The organism is Arenibacter certesii DSM 19833, assembly GCF_000429545.1.
Lineage (GTDB): Bacteria > Bacteroidota > Bacteroidia > Flavobacteriales > Flavobacteriaceae > Arenibacter > Arenibacter certesii.
Genome location: NZ_AUCB01000003.1, coordinates 69055 through 93426 on the forward strand (window position 1 = coordinate 69055; position 24372 = coordinate 93426).

Annotated in this window: 23 protein-coding genes; 14 read left to right on the forward strand and 9 right to left on the reverse strand. The window is 38.5% G+C overall.

What is annotated here, in order from left to right; genetic code table 11:
• Window positions 1–176: 176 nt before the first annotated feature.
• The 4 genes from G466_RS0100270 to G466_RS0100285 all read left to right on the forward strand — a co-directional run bounded on the left by G466_RS0100270 (window position 177) and on the right by G466_RS0100285 (window position 5319).
• Window positions 177–746 (forward strand): DUF3347 domain-containing protein, encoded by a 570-nt coding sequence (locus G466_RS0100270; protein WP_026811827.1) that lies wholly within the window; start codon window positions 177–179, stop codon window positions 744–746.
• A gap of 85 nt (window positions 747–831) precedes the next feature.
• The gene (locus G466_RS0100275) at window positions 832–1398 is read left to right on the forward strand and encodes a helix-turn-helix domain-containing protein (protein WP_026811828.1); all 567 of its coding nucleotides are present in this window, start codon (window positions 832–834) and stop codon (window positions 1396–1398) included.
• A 74-nt stretch (window positions 1399–1472) separates the two neighbouring features.
• Window positions 1473–3974, forward strand: coding sequence for a heavy metal translocating P-type ATPase (locus tag G466_RS0100280; protein ID WP_026811829.1), 2502 nt, complete (start codon window positions 1473–1475; stop codon window positions 3972–3974).
• A 250-nt stretch (window positions 3975–4224) separates the two neighbouring features.
• Window positions 4225–5319, forward strand: a complete 1095-nt coding sequence (locus tag G466_RS0100285) for an alkaline phosphatase family protein (RefSeq protein WP_034234294.1) — start codon at window positions 4225–4227, stop codon at window positions 5317–5319.
• 229 nt (window positions 5320–5548) lie between these two features.
• Here the strand turns inward: G466_RS0100285 and G466_RS0100290 are convergent, their stop codons facing one another.
• Entirely contained in the window at window positions 5549–6304 is a 756-nt protein-coding gene (locus tag G466_RS0100290) for a sulfite exporter TauE/SafE family protein (protein WP_026811831.1), read from the reverse strand.
• Window positions 6305–6385: 81 nt separating this feature from the next.
• Here G466_RS0100290 and G466_RS0100295 point away from each other — a divergent pair, with 81 nt between their 5' ends.
• Window positions 6386–8197 (forward strand): sodium:solute symporter family protein, encoded by a 1812-nt coding sequence (locus G466_RS0100295; RefSeq protein WP_026811832.1) that lies wholly within the window; start codon window positions 6386–6388, stop codon window positions 8195–8197.
• 444 nt (window positions 8198–8641) lie between these two features.
• On the forward strand, window positions 8642–9352 hold the full coding sequence (locus G466_RS0100305) for an acetyltransferase (protein WP_034234296.1): 711 nt from the start codon (window positions 8642–8644) through the stop codon (window positions 9350–9352).
• A gap of 108 nt (window positions 9353–9460) precedes the next feature.
• Here G466_RS0100305 and G466_RS0100310 read toward each other — a convergent pair whose 3' ends face one another.
• A complete protein-coding gene (locus G466_RS0100310) occupies window positions 9461–10051 on the reverse strand; it encodes a riboflavin synthase (RefSeq protein WP_026811834.1) in 591 nt (196 codons plus the stop codon).
• 70 nt (window positions 10052–10121) lie between these two features.
• Here G466_RS0100310 and pdxA point away from each other — a divergent pair, with 70 nt between their 5' ends.
• The 8 genes from pdxA (at window position 10122) to G466_RS0100355 (ending at window position 17146) form a co-directional block, all read left to right on the forward strand.
• Entirely contained in the window at window positions 10122–11168 is a 1047-nt protein-coding gene (pdxA, locus tag G466_RS0100315; RefSeq protein ID WP_026811835.1) for a 4-hydroxythreonine-4-phosphate dehydrogenase PdxA, read from the forward strand.
• 163 nt (window positions 11169–11331) lie between these two features.
• The gene (locus G466_RS0100320) at window positions 11332–11865 is read left to right on the forward strand and encodes a YceD family protein (RefSeq protein WP_026811836.1); all 534 of its coding nucleotides are present in this window, start codon (window positions 11332–11334) and stop codon (window positions 11863–11865) included.
• Between the two features lie 8 nt (window positions 11866–11873).
• A complete protein-coding gene (rpmF, locus tag G466_RS0100325) occupies window positions 11874–12071 on the forward strand; it encodes a 50S ribosomal protein L32 (protein WP_026808788.1) in 198 nt (65 codons plus the stop codon).
• Window positions 12072–12244: 173 nt separating this feature from the next.
• Window positions 12245–13240 carry a beta-ketoacyl-ACP synthase III gene (locus G466_RS0100330; RefSeq protein WP_026811837.1) on the forward strand — a complete coding sequence of 332 codons (996 nt, stop codon included), beginning with the start codon at window positions 12245–12247 and terminating at the stop codon, window positions 13238–13240.
• 31 nt (window positions 13241–13271) lie between these two features.
• Window positions 13272–13763, forward strand: coding sequence for an acetyl-CoA carboxylase biotin carboxyl carrier protein (accB, locus tag G466_RS0100335; RefSeq protein ID WP_026811838.1), 492 nt, complete (start codon window positions 13272–13274; stop codon window positions 13761–13763).
• 90 nt (window positions 13764–13853) lie between these two features.
• On the forward strand, window positions 13854–15206 hold the full coding sequence (gene accC, locus G466_RS0100340) for an acetyl-CoA carboxylase biotin carboxylase subunit (RefSeq protein ID WP_026811839.1): 1353 nt from the start codon (window positions 13854–13856) through the stop codon (window positions 15204–15206).
• Window positions 15207–15500: 294 nt separating this feature from the next.
• Window positions 15501–16613: an NAD(P)/FAD-dependent oxidoreductase gene (locus G466_RS0100350; protein WP_026811840.1), complete on the forward strand. Its 1113-nt coding sequence runs from the start codon at window positions 15501–15503 to the stop codon at window positions 16611–16613.
• 77 nt (window positions 16614–16690) lie between these two features.
• Window positions 16691–17146, forward strand: coding sequence for a 3-oxoacyl-ACP synthase (locus G466_RS0100355; protein ID WP_026811841.1), 456 nt, complete (start codon window positions 16691–16693; stop codon window positions 17144–17146).
• A 2-nt stretch (window positions 17147–17148) separates the two neighbouring features.
• Here G466_RS0100355 and arfB read toward each other — a convergent pair whose 3' ends face one another.
• The 7 genes from arfB to G466_RS0100395 all read right to left on the reverse strand — a co-directional run bounded on the left by arfB (window position 17149) and on the right by G466_RS0100395 (window position 24370).
• The gene (gene arfB, locus G466_RS0100360; RefSeq protein WP_026811842.1) at window positions 17149–17553 is read right to left on the reverse strand and encodes an alternative ribosome rescue aminoacyl-tRNA hydrolase ArfB; all 405 of its coding nucleotides are present in this window, start codon (window positions 17551–17553) and stop codon (window positions 17149–17151) included.
• Window positions 17554–17564: 11 nt separating this feature from the next.
• A complete protein-coding gene (locus G466_RS0100365; RefSeq protein WP_026811843.1) occupies window positions 17565–18539 on the reverse strand; it encodes an ABC transporter ATP-binding protein in 975 nt (324 codons plus the stop codon).
• Between the two features lie 91 nt (window positions 18540–18630).
• Window positions 18631–20787 carry a prolyl oligopeptidase family serine peptidase gene (locus G466_RS0100370; protein WP_026811844.1) on the reverse strand — a complete coding sequence of 719 codons (2157 nt, stop codon included), beginning with the start codon at window positions 20785–20787 and terminating at the stop codon, window positions 18631–18633.
• Between the two features lie 151 nt (window positions 20788–20938).
• Complete coding sequence (locus tag G466_RS0100380) at window positions 20939–21928, reverse strand: aspartate-semialdehyde dehydrogenase (protein ID WP_026811845.1); 990 nt, start codon at window positions 21926–21928, stop codon at window positions 20939–20941.
• 210 nt (window positions 21929–22138) lie between these two features.
• A complete protein-coding gene (mscL, locus tag G466_RS0100385) occupies window positions 22139–22546 on the reverse strand; it encodes a large conductance mechanosensitive channel protein MscL (protein ID WP_026811846.1) in 408 nt (135 codons plus the stop codon).
• A 78-nt stretch (window positions 22547–22624) separates the two neighbouring features.
• Window positions 22625–23734 carry an alanine racemase gene (alr, locus tag G466_RS0100390; RefSeq protein WP_026811847.1) on the reverse strand — a complete coding sequence of 370 codons (1110 nt, stop codon included), beginning with the start codon at window positions 23732–23734 and terminating at the stop codon, window positions 22625–22627.
• The gene (locus G466_RS0100395; RefSeq protein ID WP_026811848.1) at window positions 23735–24370 is read right to left on the reverse strand and encodes a thymidine kinase; all 636 of its coding nucleotides are present in this window, start codon (window positions 24368–24370) and stop codon (window positions 23735–23737) included.
• Window positions 24371–24372 lie beyond the last annotated feature (2 nt).

The window sequence follows — 24372 nt, forward strand, 5'->3', positions numbered from 1 at the left end:
TGCTAACCATGTCTAAACCTTTTGTGAGCCAGACATATTTATGGACCGATAAAATCAATTGGCTTTTAGAATATGTATAATTAACAAGCTTATTTAGTTACAAACAAAACCGTGTGAAGTGATCGGAAAAATTGCTTCAATATCTACAACAATAACTATTTATAAATTAAATTAAAATGAGAGTAGCAAAATTTAAAATCGGAGTTTTAGCATTAGCAGTTTTCACCCTAGGAATGATGTCTTGCAAAGATGCCAAAAAAAAATCCTCCAATGAGAAAGTGAGTGAAATTTCCCCTGAAAAATCTATAGGACGGGATTCTAATGGAGTGGAATTAATTATCGATAATTACATGGAACTCAAAGACGCTTTGGTAGGTGACAATCAAGAATTAGCAGCTAAGGCAGGAAAGAAGTTGGCAAGTACTTTATCAAGTTTTGATACAAAAACCTTAGAGGTTGCTAATGAAACCGAAGTAAAGTCAATTTTAGCATCTGCTAAGGAAAGTGCAGATCAGATTGGCAAGAGTAAAATCACCCAACAAAGAGAACACTTCGAAGGCTTAAGTGATAACCTAGTTAGTTTAGTAGCGATTACCGGAGCTCCAATGCCATTATACCAGCAGTTTTGTCCTATGTATAAGGATGATAAAGGCGGTATGTGGGTGAGTACAGTAAAGGCGGTAAAGAATCCATACTTTGGTAGTCAGATGTTGAACTGTGGCTTCGTACAGAAGGAATTAAACTAGTTAGGAACAATAATTTTGGACAAGGACGATAGGATTTGTGTAATATTCTTATCTTCAAGAAAGTTAGGTCATTTTAAAAGGAAGCATGAAGAAAAAGATTCTCGTTAAAAATATGGTTTGCAATAGGTGCATAACCCTTTTAGAACAAGAGTTCAAAAAGAGTGGCATTGTTGTGGAATCTATTGTCTTGGGCGAGATCGTTTATGGGGAAAAAGATGGAGTAGATCAGTTATTTATTGAAAAAATGCTTCGGGAAAACGGTTTTGAACTGGTAAAAGATGCTGGGGAAATGCTTACTGAACATATAAAAATAGCGCTGATTGAAGCCGTAGACCAACTTGAAGCTTCTTCGGAAGAAAACCTATCGTCCTACCTTTCCAAAAAATTAAATAAGGATTATTCGGTAATAAGCAAAATGTTCAGTAAACAGGAGGGCGTAACTATTGAGCGGTATTATATCCATCTGAAAATAGAAAAGGTTAAGGAATTGATCCAACTACAACATCTTAATTTTTCTGAAATAGCCTATAGCCTTAACTATAAAAGCAGTAGCCATTTGGCATCACAGTTTAAAACAATAACTGGAATGTCTATGAGCGATTACAAGAATTTACAGCAGTGGGGAAGGAAGCCATTAGACCAAATAGTATAAGCATTCTCCATAATTGTGAAAATGAAATCCCTAGGGATAGGCTAATTTTGAGTACATATTTAAAGACGTAAACAATGACACATACCTATAAAATTTTTGGGATGACCTGCAATGGATGCAGGAGCCATGTAGAAGAAACTCTAAAAAAGGTAGAAGGTGTTACCAGTGCTTTTGTAGACCTAGAAAAGGCGGAGGCTACTATAGAAATGAAGGAGCATATTGCGATCGATACTTTTAAAAAGGCCTTGGAGCAGGATGGTGGGAGTTATACTATTGCCATGCCTGGAGAAGAAGAACCAGAACACTTTAAAGCCCCTAAAAAAGCTCAACAAGGAACGGGAACAGGGACATTTTACTGTCCTATGCATTGTGAGGGTGATAAGACCTATGACAAAGCAGGAGATTGCCCAGTTTGTGGAATGGACTTGGTAGAAGAAGTGAAAATGGATGCCTTTGGCGCTACCCAATACACCTGTCCAATGCATCCAGAGGTAATAAAGGATGAACCTGGCGATTGTCCTATTTGCGGCATGGATCTAGTGCCTGTAAAAGCCGATATCTCTGCCGAAGAAAAGAATTATAAGAAGCTACTGAAAAAGTTTTGGATAGCAGGGATCTTTACCCTGCCAATTTTCATAATTGCCATGTCCGAAATGATTCCTAATAATCCAATGTATGACCTACTTCCAATGAAATATTGGAACTGGATACAATTTGTGCTTTCTATTCCCGTAGTATTCTACGCTACATGGATGTTTTTTGAACGTGCCTATCGTTCCATAAAAACCTGGAACCTAAATATGTTTACCCTCATCGGTATCGGTGCAGGTGTTGCGTGGTTGTTTAGTGTTTTTGGATTGCTATTTCCAGATTTTTTCCCAGAGCAGTTTAAGACGCATCACGGAACCGTACATGTGTACTTTGAAGCGGCGACTGTTATCCTAATCTTAGTATTAATGGGACAACTGTTGGAGGCCCGTGCCCATAGTAAAACTAATAACGCCGTAAAGGAATTATTGAAGTTGGCACCCAATAAAGCTGTCAGAATAGTTGCTGGGAAGGAAGAAACCATTGCTATCGATAAAATAAAAATAGGCGACTTGCTAAGGGTTAAGCCAGGAGAAAAAATACCAGTAGACGGAATAATCCATGAAGGCAACACTTCTATAGATGAATCTATGATTACCGGTGAACCTATACCAGTGGATAAAGAAGAGGGCGATTCTGTTAATTCGGGTACCATTAATGGGAAACAAACCTTTGTTATGGAAGCTCTAAAAGTAGGGTCAGACACCTTATTGGCTCAAATAATAGACATGGTAAATAAAGCTAGTAGGAGTCAGGCTCCCATACAAAAACTAGCCGATAAGATATCTGCCTATTTTGTGCCGGTTGTGGTATTGATTTCGGTGATTACATTTATAGTTTGGGCTGTAGTGGGGCCAGAACCCGCCTATGTGTACGCTTTAGTAAATGCTATTGCAGTATTGATTATCGCCTGTCCCTGTGCCCTTGGTTTGGCTACCCCGATGTCTGTTATGGTAGGTGTTGGGAAAGGGGCGCAGTCTGGAGTGCTCATTAAAAATGCAGAAGCATTAGAGCGGATGGATAAAATAGATACGCTTATTATTGATAAGACAGGAACTATTACGGAGGGGAAACCATCCGTGGAAAGTGTTAATAGCACTTCTCTCGAATATAGTGAAGATGAAATTCTCCAATTTATCTACTCTCTTAATAATCTTAGTGAGCACCCTTTGGCGGAAGCTACGGTGAAATTTGCGAAAGAAAAGAAGGTTTCTCTTTTAACCGCCACCAATTTTATGTCTGTAACCGGTAAGGGAGTTACAGGAACGGTAGAGGGTAAAAAAGTGGCTTTGGGAAATAAAAAAATGATGGAAGAAGCCCAGGTGAAGCTGTCCGATGAATTAAAGAATGAGGTTTTAGAAGAGCAGAAAATGGGCAAGACCGTACCCTTATTAGCTATTGATAATGTAGGTGTTGGTTATGTGGTAATTAGTGATAAAATAAAGAAAAGTAGCAAGGCTGCTATTACGGAATTGCAAAATAGTGGTATAGAGGTTATTATGCTAACCGGAGATAATCATGATACTGCAAAGGCAGTCGCAGAAATATTGGGTCTAGCCAATTTTAAAGCCGAAATGTTACCTCAAGATAAATTAAATGTGGTAGAGCAGCTGCAAAAAGAAGGGAAAAGGGTGGCCATGGCCGGAGACGGTATTAACGATGCTCCAGCTTTAGCAAAGTCCGATGTAGGTATTGCTATGGGTACCGGAACCGATGTTGCAATAGAAAGCGCGGGTATTACTTTGGTGAAGGGTGATTTACAAGGAATAGTAAAAGCGAGGCACCTTAGTGAAAAAGTGATGGGGAACATAAAACAGAATTTGTTCTTCGCCCTTATTTATAATACACTTGGTGTTCCTATTGCTGCGGGAGTGCTCTTCCCTGTGTTTGGATTACTGTTGTCTCCTATGATCGCTGCGTTAGCTATGAGTTTCAGTTCAGTATCGGTAATCGCGAATGCGCTAAGATTGCGCGTTGCAAAAATTTAAGTCTAAAAAAGAATTGATCCAGACATCCTCCCACGGAGACCATTAAGGTTGATGAGGTAAGGCATTAGGTTTTACATGAGTATTGGATTTTTAGGGAGAAGAAGTAATCGACAGTATTATAAGTCGCCTAGAAGTAAAAATTAATTATTTTTGAAGGAAGTACTGCTAATCTTATCAGTATTGATTTATGTTGTCGTTGAAACGGCAATTTTCACACTAAGAATTATCCACATTTAAACAATAAATAACCATGAGAAAATTGACCACCCTTTTTACTATTCTTTTATGCATTGGATTTTTGGGTATTGGTAAAGCCCAGGACAAAGAGCCTAATGTAATTCTTATCACCTTGGATGGACTCCGTTGGCAAGAGCTGTTTTCAGGAGCAGATCCGCTATTGGTGGCCAATAAGACCTACGTAGGAGATACTACCGGTCTTAAAGCTAAATACTGGAAAGACACCCCAGAGGAAAGAAGGGCTGCATTGATGCCTTTTTTCTGGGATAAGGTGCAAAAAATGGGGCAATTACATGGAAATAGAAATGCAGGTAGTAAAGTAGACCTTACTAATACCATGTGGTTCTCCTACCCAGGATATAATGAGATTTTAACTGGGGAAGCAGATGATGAAAGGATCAATAGCAACAGAAAAGAAAACAATCCCAATAAGACCATTCTAGAGCGAGTGAACAATTTACCTGCTTATAAAGGAAAAGTTGCTGCATTTGGTAGCTGGGACGTATTCCCTTTTATTGTGAATAAAACAAGGTCTGGAGTACCGGTAAATGCAGGGTTTGATATTGCAGAGGGCAATGACCTAACAGAAAGGGAAATATTTTTAAACCAACTACAGTCAGAAATTCCTAGTCCATGGGGTTCTGTGCGGCTAGACGCCTTTACCCAGCATTTTGCTTTGGAGTATATGAAAAGAAAACATTCTAAATTGGTATATATATCCTATGGGGAAACCGATGATTTTGCCCACGATGGTGATTATGATTCTTATTTAAAGTCGGCCCAGAATACGGATGGATTAATTGAGGAATTATGGAAATTTACACAGCAAGACCCATTTTATAAAGACAATACTACATTTATTATCACTACTGATCACGGACGAGGTACAGATCCATTAGATACTTGGAAAGGTCATGGCAGTAGTATAAAAGGCGCAGGAGAAGTATGGATAGTAGCCTTTGGAAAAGGAGTAAGCGCTTTGGGAGAAATTACAAAGGAAGAACAGCTATTCACCAATCAAATAGCACCTACAGTAATAAAGAGTTTGGGGGTTACCTTGGAAGGGCCTAGTTTTAAAGGAAAAACCTTGACTTTAGAAAAGAAATAGGAATGAGCAGGTTTATAAAACTGTGTTATGGCTAATTAAGCGCTAGTTAAATAACCCTATTAGTCCTGCATGTTTTGGTAACCATATCATGAAGTTCTGATAACCTAAGGTCAGTGAAATTATTCGATTTTTGCAAAGAGAAGTTATGAGTTAGTTTAAGTTTGTTTAATTAGGAAGCTGGTGCCTTGCATCGGCTTTTTTTTTGTCCTACTCCTAGTAGTTAGGTGTGTTATCTAAAGAGGATAAGAAATGCCCCAATTGCTGTTAAGATCAGGATCATTTTTCTGTAAAATTGGTCTTTTATAATTTTCACTAAGCGCACTCCTATAATAAGGCCCAAAATAATTCCTGGGACTAACTTCAGATTTATTAAAAGAGTATCGGGTGTAATGGTCTTCCAAATAAAGATGTGAAAAGGGAGTTTAAAGATATTCACAATAAAAAATAGCCAGGCTGCGGTACCAATAAATTCATTTTTAGGAAGCCTCATCGCCAAAAAGTAAATGTTGGAAAAAGCGCCAGCTAGATTCCCAATCATAGTTGTTATTCCTGCCATAGTACCTATGAAGCCTGCAAAAGCCCAATGGGTAGGCACATTCTTAGATTTTTTTCTGTCCCACCAGTACATCATTATCACAGTAGCTAAAATAATAGCGGACATGCTAATTTTAAAGGTAGTTCCAGATAAATCCTTTCCTACCGCCGTTCCTATAAATATACCCAATATCATCCAAGGTAAAAATGCGACGATATATTTCCATTGCGCATGCCGATTGTAATAAATTACAGCAAAGGTATCTCCCACTACCAATAAGGGAACAAGTATCCCAGTAGACTCCTTTGCTCCAAAAGCGAGGGCCATTAACGTAACAATGATGATAGCGATACCTTTAATACCTGCTTTAGAAATGCCAAGGACAAAAACAGCAGTAAATGCAAGTGCCCATGTTGTTGAGGTGATATCAATTGTTGTTGAGAGAATCATTTATAACATTTGGCGAACATTGAGCAAAAGTATCCTAAAAAAATTTATCTTTATCGCTTTTCAACGACCAAAACCAAATAGATGGAATTAAGTACACTTGATTATAGTTTTATAATTGTTTTCTTCTCGATTGTTTTATTTATTGGAGTTTATGTATCCAAAAAATCTGGGGCCAGTTCCTCAGAATATTTCCTTTCCGGTAGAACTATGCCATGGTGGTTATTAGGACTTTCTATGGTAGCCACTACTTTCTCTACTGATACTCCCAACTTGGTTACCGATATTGTTAGGACAAATGGGGTATCTGGAAACTGGGTATGGTGGGCATTCTTGCTTACCGGTTTGCTTACGGTATTCGTCTATGCTAAACTGTGGCGGAAGTCCAATGTAAATACGGATTTGGAATTCTATGAACTTCGATATGGTGGTAAACCAGCTGAATTTTTAAGAAAGTTTAGAGCAATTTATCTAGGAGTTATATTCAATGTGATTACCATGTCTGCCGTTACTTTGGCAGCTATAAAGATTGGTGGTATCATGTTGGGATTAGAACCATGGGTGACAGTGGTAAGCGCAGGATTGATAACTGTAACTTTTAGTGCGCTAGGAGGATTTAAAGGAGTGGTGTACACAGATTTCCTTTTATTCTTTGTAGCTATGGGAGGTGCTATTGGAGCGGCCTACTATTTAGTAAATATTCCAGAAGTAGGTGGAATAGAGGCACTTATGGCGAATGAAAATGTAGCTGATAAGCTTTCTATCTTACCCGATTTCACCAATAAACAGGCTGTTATAACCTTGTTGGTGATTCCCTTGGCAGTACAATGGTGGAGTTCTTGGTATCCCGGTGCCGAGCCAGGTGGTGGGGGCTACATCGCACAACGGATGTTGGCAGCAAAAAATGAAAATCACGCTATAGGAGCAACTTTCTTTTTTAATATTATGCACTATGCGCTAAGACCTTGGCCTTGGATTTTAGTGGCATTGGCATCTTTAGTGGTATACCCGGATGTTGCTAGTATACATGAGGCTTTCCCTAATGTAGCTGTAGATAAATTAGGGCACGATTTAGCGTATTCCGCGATGTTGACGAAGTTGCCTAGTGGACTTTTAGGTTTAGTATTGGCCTCTTTGATTGCTGCTTACATGAGTACTATTTCTACCCAGTTAAACTGGGGGTCTTCTTATATTGTATATGACTTTTACAAGCAACAGATTAACCCTAATGCTTCAGAGAAAAGATTGGTTGCCGTAGGAAGAATATCTACAGTTGTCTTGATGGTTTTTAGTGCCGTGTTGGCTTTGTTATTACAGAACGCATTGCAATTATTTGAAGTGCTCTTGGTATTTGGGGCAGGAACAGGTCTTATTTTTATTTTAAGATGGTTCTGGTGGAGAATTAACGCATGGAGCGAGATTACCGCTATGTTCGCTTCTGGTATTATTTCTATTTTACTAAAATTAACAGCCATTGGTCCCTTTTTATTTGCAGCAGGATCTGGTGTTTTTCCAGAATGGGCAGAATATCCATTTGTGGTATTATCGACCACCATTATTTGGTTGGCGGCGACATATATGACACAACCAGAATCCAAACAAGTGTTACAGGATTTTTATAGAAAAATACAGCCAGGAGGACCAGGATGGTCTAAAGTGGTAAAAGAGGCAAAAGCGGAGAACGTAGAGATAGTAAATACCAAAGAAAAATGGAGTGTTCCTGCGGGAATTTCAGCCATGCTATTGGGCTGTGTGTTGATATACTCTTGTATGTTCGCTACAGGATATTGGATTTACGGAAAGACTACTAGTGCAATGATCTTAACTGGTGTTGCAATTGTATCTGGATTGTTATTGGCAAGAGCCTGGAATAAAATGAAGGATCATATACTTTAAATTATAGTATCAAAAACTTTATAATTAAAAAGAGCACCATAACCGGTGCTCTTTTTATTTGTAAACTACTTTGTTCAGGCTATAAAGCGATAGTATTTAAACTAACAGCTTTGTAATGTTTTGGTTGTGGAAGCACTTTAATCCATTCTTATCCTGCTTAACTTAATGTTTGGTCGTATCATTAAAATTCCGTGAGATAATATCTTGACACTTGCGGAGATGTTTTTAGTATAATTACTAGCTTCAGAAAATAAGATGGTTATGGGTTTAGCATTTTTTTGTAAATTTAATGCCCATACTATTGTAAAACTGAAGTGTGTATTTGAATTGCATGCAATTGCAGATGCTTTATATGGTGGAGTTTTAGAGATAGAATGACAAGCAAATTGCTTTTATAGATAGTATTGGCGCTACTAAAGGTAAATTAAAAAAAACCCTCGGAATATGAAAAAAGTCTTAATAGTAGGGGCCTCAGGCCATGGAGGGGTGGTGTTAGACTCTATTTTAAAAATTGGCAAATATTCTGTTTTGGGTTTTTTGGACTCTTTTAAAAAAAAGGGATCTAAGCATAATGGACTTGAAATAATGGGAGGTGAAAAGGATCTTCCCCGTTTATTGGAGAAGTATGATATTTACGGAGTAGTAATAGCTATAGGCAATAATTGGACAAGAAAGAAAATGGTGAACAAGCTGATGAAGTTTGCTCCCCAAATTAAGTTTGTAACTGTAATTCACCCAAATGCTATTTTGGGGAGGAAGGTTAAGATTGGTAAGGGCACTGTAATTATGCCAGGAGCAATAGTTAGTTCTAATTCTAGAATAGGAAATTTTTGTATCCTAAATACAAATTCATCTCTTGGTCATGAAAGTACTATGGAGGATTATTCCAGTATATCATCCGGTGTATGTACAGGTGGTAATCTAAAGCTTGAAAAATTTTCGGCAATATCCTTAGGTGCAAATGTTATGGATAATATTACTATAGGCAAGAATAGTCTTGTGGGCGCCGGATCTTTGGTGATGAATAATGTTATGAGGAATACCGTAGTATATGGATCACCAGCCCGTTTTATTAGGCTTAGGAATCCTGAAGACCCTTATTTAAATGGCGATAAGCCTTCTTCTAGCTCCAGTAATTTGGTCTCTAAAAAATAGGTTTTCTACAAAAACCCTTTTAACTGCCAGTGATATTCCGCTCCCTTGTTTAGTGTTCCAATATCCAATACCATGCTTTTTATTGATAAAGGAATATGCGCTAATAGGTTATTTTCTTAGTTCTAATAGTCGGGCTACATATTTGCCAATTACATCGAATTCCAAATTTACTACTGTTCCTATTTTGTAGGAATTAAAGTTAGTGTGTTCATAAGTGTACGGAATTATGGCTACACTGAAACTGTTTTTGTCGGATCCAACAACCGTCAGGCTAGTTCCATCTATGGTAATGGATCCTTTTTCAATGGTTACATTGTTTAAGTCCGCATCATATTCAAATGTAAATATCCAGCTTCCATCTTGTTCTTGTATAGTGGTGCATACTCCAGTTTGGTCCACATGGCCCTGCACTATATGTCCGTCCAATCTTGCTCCCAATACCATGGCGCGTTCTAGGTTTACATTATCTCCTACTTTAAGTTCGCCTAGATTGGTTTTTTGTAGTGTTTCGTCTATAGCGGTTACTGTATAGTTATTGTCCTCTATTTTCACTACTGTTAAACACACTCCATTATGGGCAACACTCTGATCTATCTTCAGTTCCTGGGTAATGGTAGATTTGATAGTGATATTCAAGTTACTACCATTCTTTTCTAAATTTTTTATTTCTCCCAAAGTTTCAATAATCCCAGTAAACATGTGTCGTTTTAATTAGTTAGTTTTGTGGTGTAAATTTAACGGTTTATTTCATACTAAACGATACTACAGGATGCAGGATAAAGGAAAAATAAAATTGGGTATTTCCATAGGAGATTTAAATGGGATTGGGTGCGAGGTTGTGCTTAAAACATTTGAAGATGTCCGAATGCTCGATTTTTGTACGCCTGTTATTTTTGCGTCCAACAAAACGATGGCCCATCAAAAATCAGCCTTAAAGATAGATATCATTTATAATGGGATTAAAGAACCGGGAATGGCTTTGGACGGAAAGGTCAATGTGGTAAATGTATGGAGGGAAACTCCTAAAGTAGAATTTGGGACCCCCACTCCCGAGAGTGGTAAATATGCAATTCAATCCCTTAGAGCTGCAGTAGCAGCCTTAAAAAACAATGAGATAGATGTTTTGGTCACAGCACCTATAAACAAAAATAATATACAGGCCGAGGATTTTAAATTTCCAGGACACACGGATTATTTGGCTCAGGAATTAGAAGGAGAGAGTTTAATGTTTATGGTTTCGGACGGATTAAGGGTAGGTTTGCTTACCGACCATGTGGCGGTAAAGGACGTGGCAGCAGCAATTACCCCAAAATTGATAAGGAGTAAAATCGCTACCATTGAAAAATCCTTAGAAGTTGATTTCGGAATTAGAAGGCCTAAAATAGCCCTATTGGGAATAAATCCCCATAGCGGGGATAATGGCGTGATAGGAAAGGAAGATGATGAGATTCTTAAGCCCGTTATTAGGGAGATGACCGAAAAGGGGCATATGGTGTTCGGGCCTTATTCTGCCGATAGTTTCTTTGGTTCGGATAACTATAAACAATTTGACGCTATTTTAGCAGCCTATCATGATCAGGGTCTTATTCCTTTCAAGACCTTATCCTTTGGAAAGGGTGTTAATTATACCGCTGGCCTTGATAAAGTGCGGACTTCACCGGATCATGGAACAGCCTATGAAATTGCGGGAAAAGGTGTTGCTGACAACAGTTCTTTTAAAGAAGCGGTTTTTACAGCTATTAGTATATTTAAGAATAGGCTGGAATATAAGGAGTTAACTAGCGATGTTTTAAGGAAACAAAAGATTAAAAGATAGAAAAAGCTTCTTTATTCTAACTAGGCTATAGGGCTTGGGGCCACTACTTTAAAGGGGTTCACGGTACTTATATTTATTTCTTTTGATTTGTTGGGATTTTATAAAATAATAGTATCTTTGCACCCGCCTTTATTGTGGCGGGTACGTTAAAAACCAGTGTGAAATGATGAAGCATAAGGAGTTTAGTATTCCTTTTTCAGGGTTGAAACAGGGAAAACACGAGTTTGAGTATACCATTGAAAATAAGTTCTTTGCGTCTTTTGAGTACGATGAGTTTAATAGAGCGGATATAAAAATAACCGCTATATTAAATAAAATGAGTACTGTTATGGAGTTGGAGTTACATGCGCGGGGAGCCGTGAATGTTAATTGTGACGTCTCTAACGAGCCTTATGATCAAAAAATAAAAGCCAATATGGAGTTGGCAATTAAATTTGGTGATGAGTATAATGATGATAACGACGAGATTTTAATACTTCCGCATTCGGAATACCAAATTAACATTGCACAATATATTTATGAAATGTTGGTCTTGGCCGTCCCGCTAAAAAAAGTTCACCCAGGAGTTCTGGACGGAACTTTGGAATCGGAAGCATTGGAAAAGTTGGAAGAACTTCAACCAAAAGAATTAAAGATTAACAAGCAAGAAGTAGATCCCCGTTGGGACGCACTAAAAAAATTATTAACGGATAAATAAGTTTCATAATGGCACATCCTAAGAGAAAAATTTCCAAAACCAGAAGGGATAAGAGAAGAACGCATTACAAGGCCGTAGCTCCTACCGTTGCAAAAGACCCAACAACTGGGGAAATGCATCTATTTCATAGAGCCCACTGGCATGAAGGCAAATTATACTACCGTGGTGAGGTTCTAATCGACCAAACTGAAGAAGCTGTAGCATAAGTTGTATTCAAAATTTACGATATGAACTCCCATTTTATATAAAGTGGGAGTTTTTTTTATCAAAGATTAAAATCTAAGAAACAATATACAATTGGACTGAAAGTCGTATAAAATCATTAATTTTCAGAAATTTTCAGTTGTTTTTGAAGGTTTATCGAGAAAAATAAATTTGGATGAGTAGAAAAACGGCGGCAATTACGGCTGTAGGGTCGTATGTACCAGACTTTATATTGACCAATGAAATCCTTGAAACTTTAGTAGATACTAATGACGAATGGATTACAACCAGAACCGGCATTAAAGAAAGAAGAATTTTAAAAGAGGATGGGCTGGGAACTTCCTATCTCGCTATAAAAGCGGCAGAACAGCTATTGTCTAAACGAAATCTGGATCCACTGGAAATCGACTTAGTTATCGTGGCAACGGCCACTCCAGATATGATGGTCGCCGCTACTGCTGCATACGTAGCAACCGAAATTGGGGCTGTAAATGCGTTTGCATATGATTTGCATGCGGCTTGTTCTAGTTTCCTGTATGGGATGTCCACCGCATCTAGCTATATAGAGTCTGGGAGATATAAAAAAGTGTTGCTTATTGGAGCAGATAAAATGTCCTCTATTGTAGATTATACGGATAGAACTACCTGTATTATTTTTGGGGACGGCGCAGGTGCGGTGCTTTTTGAACCTAATACCGAAGGTCTGGGATTGCAAGACGAATATTTGCGTTCGGACGGCTTAGGTAGAAATTTCCTGAAAATGGACGCGGGAGGCTCTTTGCTTCCAGCATCAGAGGAAACCGTTAAAAACCGTCAACACTTTATTTACCAAGATGGGAAGTCAGTTTTTAAATTTGCTGTTACCAATATGGCAAATGCAGCTGCCAAGATCATGGAACGTAATGAATTGACTCATGAAGATGTAAATTGGCTAGTGCCTCATCAGGCCAATAAGAGAATTATTGATGCAACTTCCAATAGGATGGGCGTGGATGATTCCAAGGTTATGATGAATATTCAAAAATATGGTAATACTACCTCAGCAACTTTACCGCTTTTGCTCAGTGATTACGAAAACCAATTGAAAAAAGGAGACAATTTGGTGTTTGCGGCCTTTGGAGGTGGTTTTACTTGGGGTTCCATTTATTTAAAATGGGCCTATAATTCTTAAATTAGACATAACCTAAAAATTATAACGAACTATGGATATCAAAGAAATTCAAAGCTTAATCAAATTTGTGGCCAAATCTGGGGCTAGTGAAGTGAAATTGGAGATGGAAGATTTAAAAATTACCATCCGTACAGGTAGAAGCGATAGTTCTCAGGAGCATACCTATGTACAGCATATCCCTATGAATACGCCAATGAATCAACAGCCTATGCAACAACAGCCACAAGGAGATCAGCCTGCCGTTGAAGTAGCTAGAAAGGCAGAAGTATCGGAAGAAGACAAGTATGTTACGATTAAATCACCTATAATTGGAACCTTTTATAGAAAGCCATCCCCGGATAAGCCTGTGTTTGTTGAGGTTGGGAGTGTAATTAATAAAGGAGACGTGCTTTGTGTTATCGAGGCTATGAAGTTGTTTAACGATATTGAATCAGAAATTTCAGGAAAGATCGTAAAAGTACTTGTGGACGATAGTTCACCAGTAGAATTTGATCAGCCATTATTTTTGGTAGACCCCTCATAAGAAAATTTTAAATGCTAAATGCGGATGAACCCAATATAATTGGGATCATACGTATTTAAAAATTTGGAATACTAATTAAAATTTCAAGAGATGTTTAAAAAAATACTTATTGCAAATAGGGGAGAAATAGCGTTGCGTATTATTCGGACCTGTAAGGAAATGGGAATAAAAACGGTTGCGGTCTACTCCAAGGCAGATGAGGAAAGTCTTCACGTTCGTTTTGCAGACGAAGCTGTTTGTATAGGACCTGCTGCCAGTAGTGAATCGTATTTAAAAATACCCAACATTATAGCAGCTGCAGAAATTACCAATGCAGATGCCATTCATCCAGGATATGGTTTTCTTTCTGAAAATTCTAAATTCTCAAGGATCTGTGCAGAGCACGATATAAAGTTTATTGGTCCATCGGGAGAGCATATTGATAGAATGGGAGACAAGGCTACGGCCAAAGAAACCATGAAAAAAGCTGGTGTGCCTACAATTCCGGGATCGGAAGGACTTCTAAAAGATTATGAAGACGCTAAAAAAGTAGCCAAGAAAATGGGCTACCCCGTAATGATAAAAGCTACCGCTGGTGGCGGTGGAAAGGGAATGCGAGCAGTTTTTAAGGAAGAAGACCTTCAAAAGCATTTTGAAAGTGCTGTACAAGAAGCCACAGCGGCTTTTGGTAATGGGGGTATGTATATGGAAAAGCTGATAGAAGAACCAAGACATATTGAAATCCAAATTGTTGGAGATCAATATGGTAAAGCATGCCATCTTTCCGAAAGAGATTGTTCCATACAACGTAGACACCAAAAATTAACCGAAGAGACTCCCTCTCCCTTTATGACAGATAAGTTAAGGGATGCAATGGGGGAAGCAGCGGTAAAGGCGGCTGAATATATAAAATACGAAGGAGCGGGAACTATAGAGTTTTTGGTGGATAAGCACAGGAATTTCTATTTTATGGAAATGAATACCAGAATCCAGGTAGAGCACCCTATCACCGAGCAGGTAATAGACTATGACCTAATAAGGGAGCAAATTTTAGTCGCAGGAGGTGTACCAATTTCTGGTAGAAACTACTATCCTAAATTGCACTCAATAGAATGTAGGATAAATGCTGAAGATCCCTATAATAATTTTAGACCTTCTCCAGGTAAAATTACCACCCTACATACACCAGGAGGTCATGGAATTAGATTAGATACCCATGTTTATAGTGGATACACCATCCCTTCAAATTATGATTCTATGATCGCAAAGCTGATCACAACAGCACAAACTAGGGAAGAAGCCATTAATAAAATGAAACGTGCACTGGACGAATTTGTAATAGAAGGAGTTAAGACCACTATTCCTTTCCATAGGCAATTAATGGATCATCCAGATTATTTGGCAGGTAATTATACCACCAAGTTTATGGAAGATTTTGTAATGGATCCTTTGCCTGCAGAATAGAATAGGTAGGTAAAAAACGCTATATTTTTTAATAGGGCGAAGTAATCTGTTTCCCGGGACAGAATACTTCGCCTTTTTTTATCCTAAAGGGGTTAAACCCCCTTGACTTGTCTCGTTAGTCAATGGCTAAAATTTTAAACTGTATTCTTTACAGATGATCCGTGGGCTTGCCCCGGAGAAGTTTACTGCATTCGGGAAAAAAGCTAGTGCGCTTAAGGATATAGGCCGCAAAGAAATAAAACCATTGTTGAATTCTTTTTCTTATTTTACCTTCCCATAAAACAGAGTAGTTACATGAGTTTTAGTTATTGGGAATATAAAACATGGCTTTCCAACATAGATTTTACCATTGTAGGTAGTGGTATTGTTGGGCTCAATTGTGCCCTGCAATTAAAATATCGTTTTCCTAAGGCTAGGATATTGGTTTTGGAAAGAGGAATATTACCGCAGGGGGCCAGTACAAAAAATGCAGGTTTCACTTGTTTTGGTAGTATTTCTGAGGTGCTATCAGATCTTCTGGTACATACAGAGAAGGAGGTGGTAGAATTGGTTCAAAAACGCTGGGAAGGGGTTCAGTTGCTAAGAAAGAACTTGGGTGATGCGCAAATGGATTATAAAAATTACGGGGGGCATGAGGTTTTTCTACATGAACATCAAGAGTTATATGAGCGTTGTTTAGAAGGGTTGGGAAAGGCAAATGGCCTATTAAAATCGGTATTTAAATCTGATTGCTTTACATTGCAGCCTAATGTTTACCATTTTAAAAAGGTACAAAACAACTACATCAGTTCTTCTTTTGAAGCACAAATAGACACAGGGATGATGATGGATGCCCTGCTTAGAAAGGTGCAACTTGCAGGTGTTAATATCCTTAACGGTATCAAAGTAAAGTCTTATGTGGAATCTAATAGCCACCTTGTGATACATACCGATAATTTTGAATTTAAAACACAGCACTTATTTATAGCTACTAACGGTTTTGCGGCACAATTAATTAAAGAAGACGTAAGGCCAGCTAGAGCCCAAGTTATGATTACAGATCCAATAAAAAATCTTCCAATTAAGGGCACGTTCCATTTAGAGGAGGGCTATTATTACTTTAGAAATATTGGAAACAGAATTCTCCTTGGTGGGGGAAGGAATCTTGACTTTAAGGCAGAGGAAACTTCGAGTTTTGGTGAAACACCTGTTGTGCAAAATCGATTAGAAGAAATATTGCGAACCATTATTTTGCCCAATATCCCGTTTCAAATTGATCAAAGGTGGAGTGGAATAATGGGGATAGGAAGTCAGAAAAAACCAATAGTAAAACAATTATCCAATCGGGTGTACTGCGGGGTGAGAATGGGAGGTATGGGAATTGCTATTGGGAGTGGTATAGGTAAGGAATTGGCAGATCTTGTTTAGTCGGGCTGCAACATAATAGACAAATATAGGCGGTATTATCAGTCCAACAATCAATAATATTTAAGAAAGGTAAGAGTATGACTAATGTTCGCAAAGAAGAGCTCTATAAAAGCTGTAAGACATATATAGATGAACGTTTGTCCAGAATACAGGGCAGAATAGCTTCCTTGCAAGAGGCGTTAACCTCAGAATCCAAAAGTAGCGCTGGAGATAAGCACGAAACGGGTAGAGCCATGATTCAGCTAGAACGGGAGAAATTGGGAAAACAATTGGCGGAGGTGCAATTATTACAGGAACGCTTTAAAAAAGTACCGTTGCAGAACAAGTCAGACCAAGTGATTCAGGGAAGTGTAGTGTACACTACTAAGCATCATTACTATATAGGGATAAGTGCCGGCGAAATTATAGTGGCCGAGGAGCGCTTTTATGCAATTGCTCCAGATACACCTATGGGCAAAATATTGATGGGGAAATCCATTGGAGAAAAGATTTCCTTTAATGGAACTGAGTTTAAAATCAAGAAAATTGAATAAGATCAATCTAAATTTGGTTTGCCCCGGTTAGCCTTTTTTTGCGCAGATCTTTTCTTCTGTTTTAAGCGCTTTTCAATGGAAGATCGGGTGGGTTTTGTTTTTCTTCTGACTTTAGGGACCCTGAGGCCAAACTCAATAGTTTCTAGGAACTTTTTTATTACTAGCTCCTTGTTTTTATGTTGACTTCGGGATTCTTCGCTCCATAGCAGCAAGACGTTATCTTTGGTTAGTTTATGGGAAAGCTTTTTTAGAATCCGATATTTCTCATTATCGCTAAGCGCGTTGGACTCCTGAACGTTAAAGTATAATTCTACTTTAGAGGAAACCTTGTTAACATGCTGACCTCCGGCCCCGCTGCTGCGAACTGCTTTAAATTTTAATTCTTGTATAAGCTGTTCTTTGTCCAAAATGAAGTTTATTATTCTTTTAGACGTTGATTAATGGTCTCTATGGAAATATTTAAATACACTTTCTTTTTAGGCTTTTTGGCTTTGGAAGCATGAAATCGGATTTTTTCTTTCCCTGCTAAGCCTTCAATAAGGTAATAGCTGCCCATAAAATAACTTTTTTCTACAATGACAGGAATGCCCGATTTTTTAGAGATTTTAAACTCATGCGCATAAACAATTATTTTACGCTTTGTATTGGCATACGATTTTACAATTTCTATGGGAATATGGTTTGCTTCACCAAATAGGCTAGCGGTATAAATAGTTTTTGGATTATAGTAAAGTGCTTCCGTAGCTTCGTCCGCTAATATTTCTTGGTTTTTAAGCACTATTATCCTGTCTGCATAACCCAGAATATCATGGTGGTCATGGGTTGCGGTAATACAGCTAATTCCTTTCCTTTTTAAATAGCTAAACAGATTTCTTCTTAAGTCGTTCTTCCTAAAATTATCTATATGGGCAAAGGGTTCGTCCAATAATAATAACTCTGGCTCCTGTGCTAATACCCTGGCAAGTGCTACTCGTTGTTGTTGTCCTCCACTTAGTTTTTCTATTCTTACCTTAGCAAAAGCAGTCATCTCTATCATTTCTAGGAGCTCTTGGGTTCGCTCCCTTAGTTCTTCTGGATAGAAGACCGATAAAAATTGACTTACGTTCTCTTCAACTGTGGTATAGGCCATTAGTTGAAGATCTTGCGCAAGATATTTCATGTAAGGTTCTCCGGGCACCAAATGGTAATTGGGCCCTAATACCTTTTTGTCCCCCCAAAATATTTCCCCTTCATTGGGTTGAAGAAGCCCATAAATTAACTTTAGCAACGTGCTCTTTCCACATCCACTTTCCCCAACAATGGAAACATGTTCCCCTTTCTTAACCTTAAAATCAAAATCGATTAGAATAGGTTTTTTATGATATGAAAATGAAAGGGAATTTACTTGTAACATGATGTTAATGGCTATTACTGGTAATGTTGGAATAAAAAAAGTCCATTTCAATAAGAAATGGACTTAACAAAAGTATTAATTAAATTGAAACCTACCCTTTAATTTCCTTTAAAACTGATTGATTAGGAAGATTTTGGAAGCCCATATTAAATAGGGTAAATCCAAAAATATCTGCAGTTTGCTCAATCGTTTTGCTCACTGGGGTACCCGCACCATGTCCGGCATTGATTTCAACTCTAATGAGCGTTGGATTGTTTCCAGCTTGGTTTTCCTGAAGTACCGCGGCAAACTTAAAGCTATGTGCAGGCACTACCCTATCATCATGGTCTCCAGTAGTGATAAGGGTTGCAGGATAATTGGCACCTTTTTTAACGTTATGTACCGGAGAATATTTTTTTAGATATTGGAACATTTCTTGGTTATCCTCTGCTGTTCCATAATCGTAGGCCCAACCAGCACCTGCGGTGAACGTATGGTAACGTAACATATCCAATACGCCCACTGCAGGAAGCGCTACCTTCATTAATTCTGGTCTTTGGGTCATAGTGGCTCCCACCAATAACCCGCCGTTAGAACCTCCTCTAATAGCCAAATAATCACTAGAGGTATAGTTGTTGTCTATTAGATATTCAGCAGCAGCAATAAAGTCGTCAAAAACGTTTTGCTTTTGTAATTGGGTTCCTGCATCATGCCACTTTTTTCCATATTCGCCACCACCCCTTAAATTAGGTACGGCATAAATTCCACCTTGCTCCATCCATACAGCATTTACAATGCTAAAGGAAGGGGTTAGGCTGATGTTAAATCCGCCATATCCGTAAAGGATAGTTGGATTTTTACCGTTTAGTTCCAGTCCTTTTTTGTGGGTGATGATCATTGGGATTTTAGTGCCGTCCTTGGACGTGTAAAATACCTGATTGGATTCGTAATCTTCGGGGTTAAAATCTATTTCCGGTTTCCAGTACAGTTCATATTCGCCTGCATCTACATTGTATTTGTAGGACGAGGAAGGAGTGTTGTAATTGGTAAAGGAGAAATAAAATTCCTTATCTTCCTTTTTACCGCCAAAACCTCCAGCAGTACCTACACCAGGAAGTTTAACCTCACGGATTTTGTTGCCGTCATAATCGTATTGATACACTTTAGAGATAGCGTCTACCATATACTCCGTAAAGAGGAATCCACCACCGGTACTTGGTGAAAGGACGTGTTCTGTTTCTGGAATTAGATCTTTCCAGTTTTCTGGACCTGGATTTGCTGCATCCACGGTAACTATTTTTTTATTAGGTGCTCCTAAATTGGTGACCAAATATAGTTTGGACCCCACATTGTCTAGAATAGAAGTGTCAGAATCTGTATGATCTACTATAGGGTATAATTTGCTATTGGCCTTGGTAAGATCTTTAATAAACAGTTTGTTGCCAGAAGTGGAAACAGAAGCAGTGACTAATAAATATCTATTATCCTCTGTTACACTACCCCCAACGTATCGGTGCTTTTCAGTGGGTATTCCTCCAAATATCAGTTTGTCTTCTTTTTGGGATGTACCCAATTTGTGGTAATATAGCTTGTGCTGATCTGTTTTTGCCGATAGTTCGCTGCCTTCGGGCTTATCGTAGCTAGAATAAAAGAAACCTTCATTTCCTTTCCAAGAAATGCCGCTAAATTTGATGTCTACTAAGGTGTCCTCCACAATTTTTCTGGTATCTGCTTCCAGCACAATCACCTTGCGCCAATCACTACCTCCCTCCGAAATGGAATAGGCAGCTATAGCGCCATCGTCAGAAAAACTTAGGCCAGCCAATGAGGTTGTTCCGTCTTCGGAGAAGGTGTTGGGGTCCAAGAATACCTCTTCTTCGCCATTTTCATTAGTGCGATATATTACGTACTGATTCTGAAGTCCGTCGTTTTTAGAAAAGTAGGTGTAATTACCTTCCTTAAACGGAGAACCTAATTTTTCATAATTCCATAATTTTTCCAGACGATTTTTTAGGTCGGTCCTAAAAGGAATTTGATCTAGATAATCAAAGGTCGTCTTATTTTGGTCTTCTACCCAAGCCTCTGTTTCTTTACTTCTATCATCTTCTAACCATCGGTAGGGGTCGGGGACATCTGTTCCGAAATAATGGTCTACCGTATCAACTTTTTTTGTGCTTGGATAATTCAAAACAATAGGTTCTTTTTTTTGATTAGTACCACAGGCTAGGGCAAGGCTTGCCGCAAATGTGGATAATACTATTTTCTTCATTTATTATTAGTCTATATGATTTTCAAAAATACTACAAAAAATACCTTTGCGACAATAATGCCACAAAGGTATTTTTTGGTTTTGTTCCTCCCTTGGGAGTCAAGTTTAAAAAAGGTTTATCAGCCTTTTTACTATAAAGTGATCTTAAAGTTTATACCAAACTGTTTTCAACGAGATACTCTGCAATCTGTATAACATTAGTAGCGGCTCCTTTTCTGAGGTTGTCTGCAACAATCCACATGTTTAAGGTATTGGCCTGAGTTTCATCTCTTCTTATCCTTCCTACAAAAACATCGTCCTTGTCATGAGCATAAATAGGCATAGGATAAGTGTTGGTGTCTGGGTTATCCTGTACTACTATTCCTTTGGTTTCGCTTAGCATTTTTCGTACTTCGGAAAGATCAAAGTCGTTTTCGAACTCTACGTTTACAGATTCGGAATGTCCTCCGGAAGTAGGAATACGAACAGCAGTTGCCGTTACGGAAAAGCTTTGGTCGTTAAATATTTTTAAAGGCTCTTGAGCCAATTTCATTTCCTCTTTGGTGTAGCCGTTTTCTAGGAATACATCGCAGTGTGGAAGTGCATTTTTACCAATAGGATAAGGGTAGGCCATTTCTCCCTGTACCCCGGCAATTTCATTCTCTAGTTGTTGTACTGCCTTTACCCCAGTGCCTGAAACGGATTGGTAGGTAGAAACGACTACTCGTTTCATTTTATATTTCTTATGCAATGGAGAGAGTGCCAAAACCATCTGAATGGTAGAACAGTTTGGACTGGCTATTATTTTATCTTCCTTGGTCAGTTCTTGTGCATTAATTTCGGGAACGATCAGTTTTTTAGAAGGATCCATTCGCCAAGCAGAGGAATTGTCGATTACGGTAATTCCTGCTGATGCAAATTTGGGAGCCCACTCAATCGAGGTATCCCCGCCTGCCGAAAAAACGGCTATATCGGGTTTTGCCTCTAAGGCCGTTTGTAGGCCTATAAGGGTGTGCTCCTTCCCTTGGAACATTAATTTTTTACCTACAGATCTTTCTGAGGCTACCAATAACAATTCTGTTAATGGAAAGTTGCGTTCAGCTAATACTTTTAGCATCACTTCTCCAACCATTCCAGTTGCTCCAACTACAGCTACTTTCATTATTAATGTATTAAAATTGAGAAGGCAAAGGTACTGATTAATGCATTGGGAACAAGCGATTAATCTATTTTTATTAAAAATATAACAAAATGTTATAAATGTCACTGTTGTGTAAAAAAAACCGTCAGCCCATTTTTAATAAAAAGGCTGACGGTTTAGGTTGGTTGGTCAGTGGTCCTTATTTAGACCGGAACTTCAGTATTGACTGGACTATTTTTTCAATAAATCTCTGATCTGCATTAATAGCTCTTCTTGGGTTGGACCTTTTGGAGCTTCTTCTTTAGGTGCAGGTGGTGTTTTAGTTTTATTGTAAGCTTTTACAATCATGAAGAGCACAAAACCAACGATAATTAAATTAATAATTGAGTTCACCCAATTACCGTAACGGATGGCACTTTCTGGTTTGGTTACTGTCCCATCTGCGGCAATAATAGCTTCGGATAGTACGATTTGCATGTCTGAGAAGTCTACGCCTCCTGTAAAATATCCTACAACGGGCATCATAATATCTGTAACAAAGCCATTTACAACCATGCCCACAGCACCTGCCAATAATACGGCAACTGCTAAATCAATGACATTCCCTGTCATGATGAAATTTTTAAATTCTTTTAACATAAATGATAGATTAATGGTTAGTGTTTCACTAATGCAATGTAGCAAAAAAAATCAATCTTAACAAAATGCTAAAAAATATTAATTTCCTAGATAAGTTCGCTTTATCCGCTGCGAAACTCCTGTTAGGATTTCGTAAGAAATGGATTGGGAATATGCTGCCATTTTATCTGCACTATGGTTTTTGCCAAAAACAATGACCTCGTCTCCTTCCTTACAATCTATTCCTGTAATATCTATCATTATCATGTCCATACAGACATTGCCAATTATTGGCGCTAGTTGGCCATTAATCCATACGTGGCCTTTGTGATTTCCGTAGGTTCTGCCAATGCCATCTGCATGTCCTAAGGGAAGGGTGGCCGTTACCATGGAGGAATTGGAAATAAAACCTCTGTTGTAGCCTACACTTTGGTTGGGGCCAATTTTGTGAATCTGGGATATAATGGTTTTCAGGGTAGCTACCGGAATTAATTTTTCATCCTCGGAAGCCTCATTACCATAGCCATATAAACCAATTCCGCTTCTAACCATATCATATTGAGCATGGGGATAATTAATTATTCCGGAGGTATTCAATAGATGTCTTATTGGCTGATGGTCTAATTTGCCCAATAGTTTTGTGCTAATCCTTTCAAAAGCCTCTATTTGTGATTGGGTAAATTCCCTTTCATTTAAGTCTTCGGAGGCGGCTAGATGTGAAAATATAGAGGTTACTTTAATTTGATTTGCTCCTTCTAGTTGCGCTATAATGAAATCAACCTCATTTTCAGAAAAGCCTATTCTATTGAGACCCGTATTGAATTTTAAATGAATGGGATAATTAGTCTGGTTTAAGGCTTTAGCGGTCTGTAAAAAGGAGGTAAGCATTGTTGGGGAATACAAGCTAGGCTCTAAACAGCGCTCTATTAAAGTAGTATACCGAACCCGCTGGGGATGTAGAACCAGGATTGGCAATTTTATGCCCGCATCCCGTAAAGCCACTCCTTCATTAGTATACGCTACGGCCAAATAATCAGCGCCCAAGGCCTCAAGTTTTTTTGCAATGGCAACCGAGTCGCTACCATAGGCAAACGCTTTTACTACCCCCAAAAAATGAGTGCTTTCTTTAATTTTTGTTCGTATGTAATTATAATTGTGTTCTAGTGCGTGTAGATCTATTTCTAGAACGGTTTCTTCCACCATGTTCATTTATATTTTTTTAGGGGATATTATTTCCTCCGAAGTAACTTTAATAGTGTTAACTTTTTCTCTAAGCATGGCTTTGTAGTAGGCAGCTCTACTTAGGGGCTCGTACTCTTCTACCTCGCCCAATAAAACTAGGTTTTCATTGTTGTTTTTTCTGAAACTGTAGTTGGCCAAGTTTCCGGTACGGGTACAAACCGCGTGCACTTTGGTAACATATTCTGCAGTGGCCATAAGTGCCGGCATGGGACCAAAGGGATTGCCCTTGAAATCCATATCCAGTCCTGCTACCACTACGCGAATTCCCTTATTGGCCAAGTCGTTACAGACCGTGACTATTTCATCATCAAAAAATTGAGCTTCATCAATCCCCACTACATCACAACCATCGGCAAGAAGGCGTATATTTGTGGCTGCGGGTACAGGGGTAGATCGTATTTCATTTGCATCGTGGGAGATAACCATTTCTTCATGATATCTGGTGTCTATCATGGGCTTAAAAATCTCCACTTTTTGTTTTGCGAACTGAGCTCGCTTTAGACGTCGGATGAGTTCCTCGGTCTTTCCAGAGAACATAGAACCACAGATAACTTCGATCCATCCGAATTGTTCTTTAGGGTTAACAGTATTTTCGAGAAACATTT

What these genes read in the sequence shown, in the direction of transcription:
- G466_RS0100350 (WP_026811840.1), top strand. Translation starts at nt 15,501, where the DNA reads ATGAGTTTTAGTTATTGGGAATATAAAACATGGCTTTCCAACATAGAT.
- G466_RS0100270 (WP_026811827.1), top strand. Translation starts at nt 177, where the DNA reads ATGAGAGTAGCAAAATTTAAAATCGGAGTTTTAGCATTAGCAGTTTTC.
- G466_RS0100310 (WP_026811834.1), bottom strand. Translation starts at nt 10,051, where the DNA reads ATGTTTACTGGGATTATTGAAACTTTGGGAGAAATAAAAAATTTAGAA.
- G466_RS0100295 (WP_026811832.1), top strand. Translation starts at nt 6,386, where the DNA reads ATGGAATTAAGTACACTTGATTATAGTTTTATAATTGTTTTCTTCTCG.
- alr (WP_026811847.1), bottom strand. Translation starts at nt 23,734, where the DNA reads ATGAACATGGTGGAAGAAACCGTTCTAGAAATAGATCTACACGCACTA.
- pdxA (WP_026811835.1), top strand. Translation starts at nt 10,122, where the DNA reads ATGCAGGATAAAGGAAAAATAAAATTGGGTATTTCCATAGGAGATTTA.
- G466_RS0100280 (WP_026811829.1), top strand. Translation starts at nt 1,473, where the DNA reads ATGACACATACCTATAAAATTTTTGGGATGACCTGCAATGGATGCAGG.
- G466_RS0100365 (WP_026811843.1), bottom strand. Translation starts at nt 18,539, where the DNA reads ATGTTACAAGTAAATTCCCTTTCATTTTCATATCATAAAAAACCTATT.
- G466_RS0100275 (WP_026811828.1), top strand. Translation starts at nt 832, where the DNA reads ATGAAGAAAAAGATTCTCGTTAAAAATATGGTTTGCAATAGGTGCATA.
- G466_RS0100285 (WP_034234294.1), top strand. Translation starts at nt 4,225, where the DNA reads ATGAGAAAATTGACCACCCTTTTTACTATTCTTTTATGCATTGGATTT.
- accC (WP_026811839.1), top strand. Translation starts at nt 13,854, where the DNA reads ATGTTTAAAAAAATACTTATTGCAAATAGGGGAGAAATAGCGTTGCGT.
- G466_RS0100320 (WP_026811836.1), top strand. Translation starts at nt 11,332, where the DNA reads ATGATGAAGCATAAGGAGTTTAGTATTCCTTTTTCAGGGTTGAAACAG.
- G466_RS0100370 (WP_026811844.1), bottom strand. Translation starts at nt 20,787, where the DNA reads ATGAAGAAAATAGTATTATCCACATTTGCGGCAAGCCTTGCCCTAGCC.
- G466_RS0100355 (WP_026811841.1), top strand. Translation starts at nt 16,691, where the DNA reads ATGACTAATGTTCGCAAAGAAGAGCTCTATAAAAGCTGTAAGACATAT.
- G466_RS0100380 (WP_026811845.1), bottom strand. Translation starts at nt 21,928, where the DNA reads ATGAAAGTAGCTGTAGTTGGAGCAACTGGAATGGTTGGAGAAGTGATG.
- accB (WP_026811838.1), top strand. Translation starts at nt 13,272, where the DNA reads ATGGATATCAAAGAAATTCAAAGCTTAATCAAATTTGTGGCCAAATCT.
- G466_RS0100395 (WP_026811848.1), bottom strand. Translation starts at nt 24,370, where the DNA reads ATGTTTCTCGAAAATACTGTTAACCCTAAAGAACAATTCGGATGGATC.
- G466_RS0100290 (WP_026811831.1), bottom strand. Translation starts at nt 6,304, where the DNA reads ATGATTCTCTCAACAACAATTGATATCACCTCAACAACATGGGCACTT.
- G466_RS0100330 (WP_026811837.1), top strand. Translation starts at nt 12,245, where the DNA reads ATGAGTAGAAAAACGGCGGCAATTACGGCTGTAGGGTCGTATGTACCA.
- rpmF (WP_026808788.1), top strand. Translation starts at nt 11,874, where the DNA reads ATGGCACATCCTAAGAGAAAAATTTCCAAAACCAGAAGGGATAAGAGA.
- mscL (WP_026811846.1), bottom strand. Translation starts at nt 22,546, where the DNA reads ATGTTAAAAGAATTTAAAAATTTCATCATGACAGGGAATGTCATTGAT.
- G466_RS0100305 (WP_034234296.1), top strand. Translation starts at nt 8,642, where the DNA reads ATGAAAAAAGTCTTAATAGTAGGGGCCTCAGGCCATGGAGGGGTGGTG.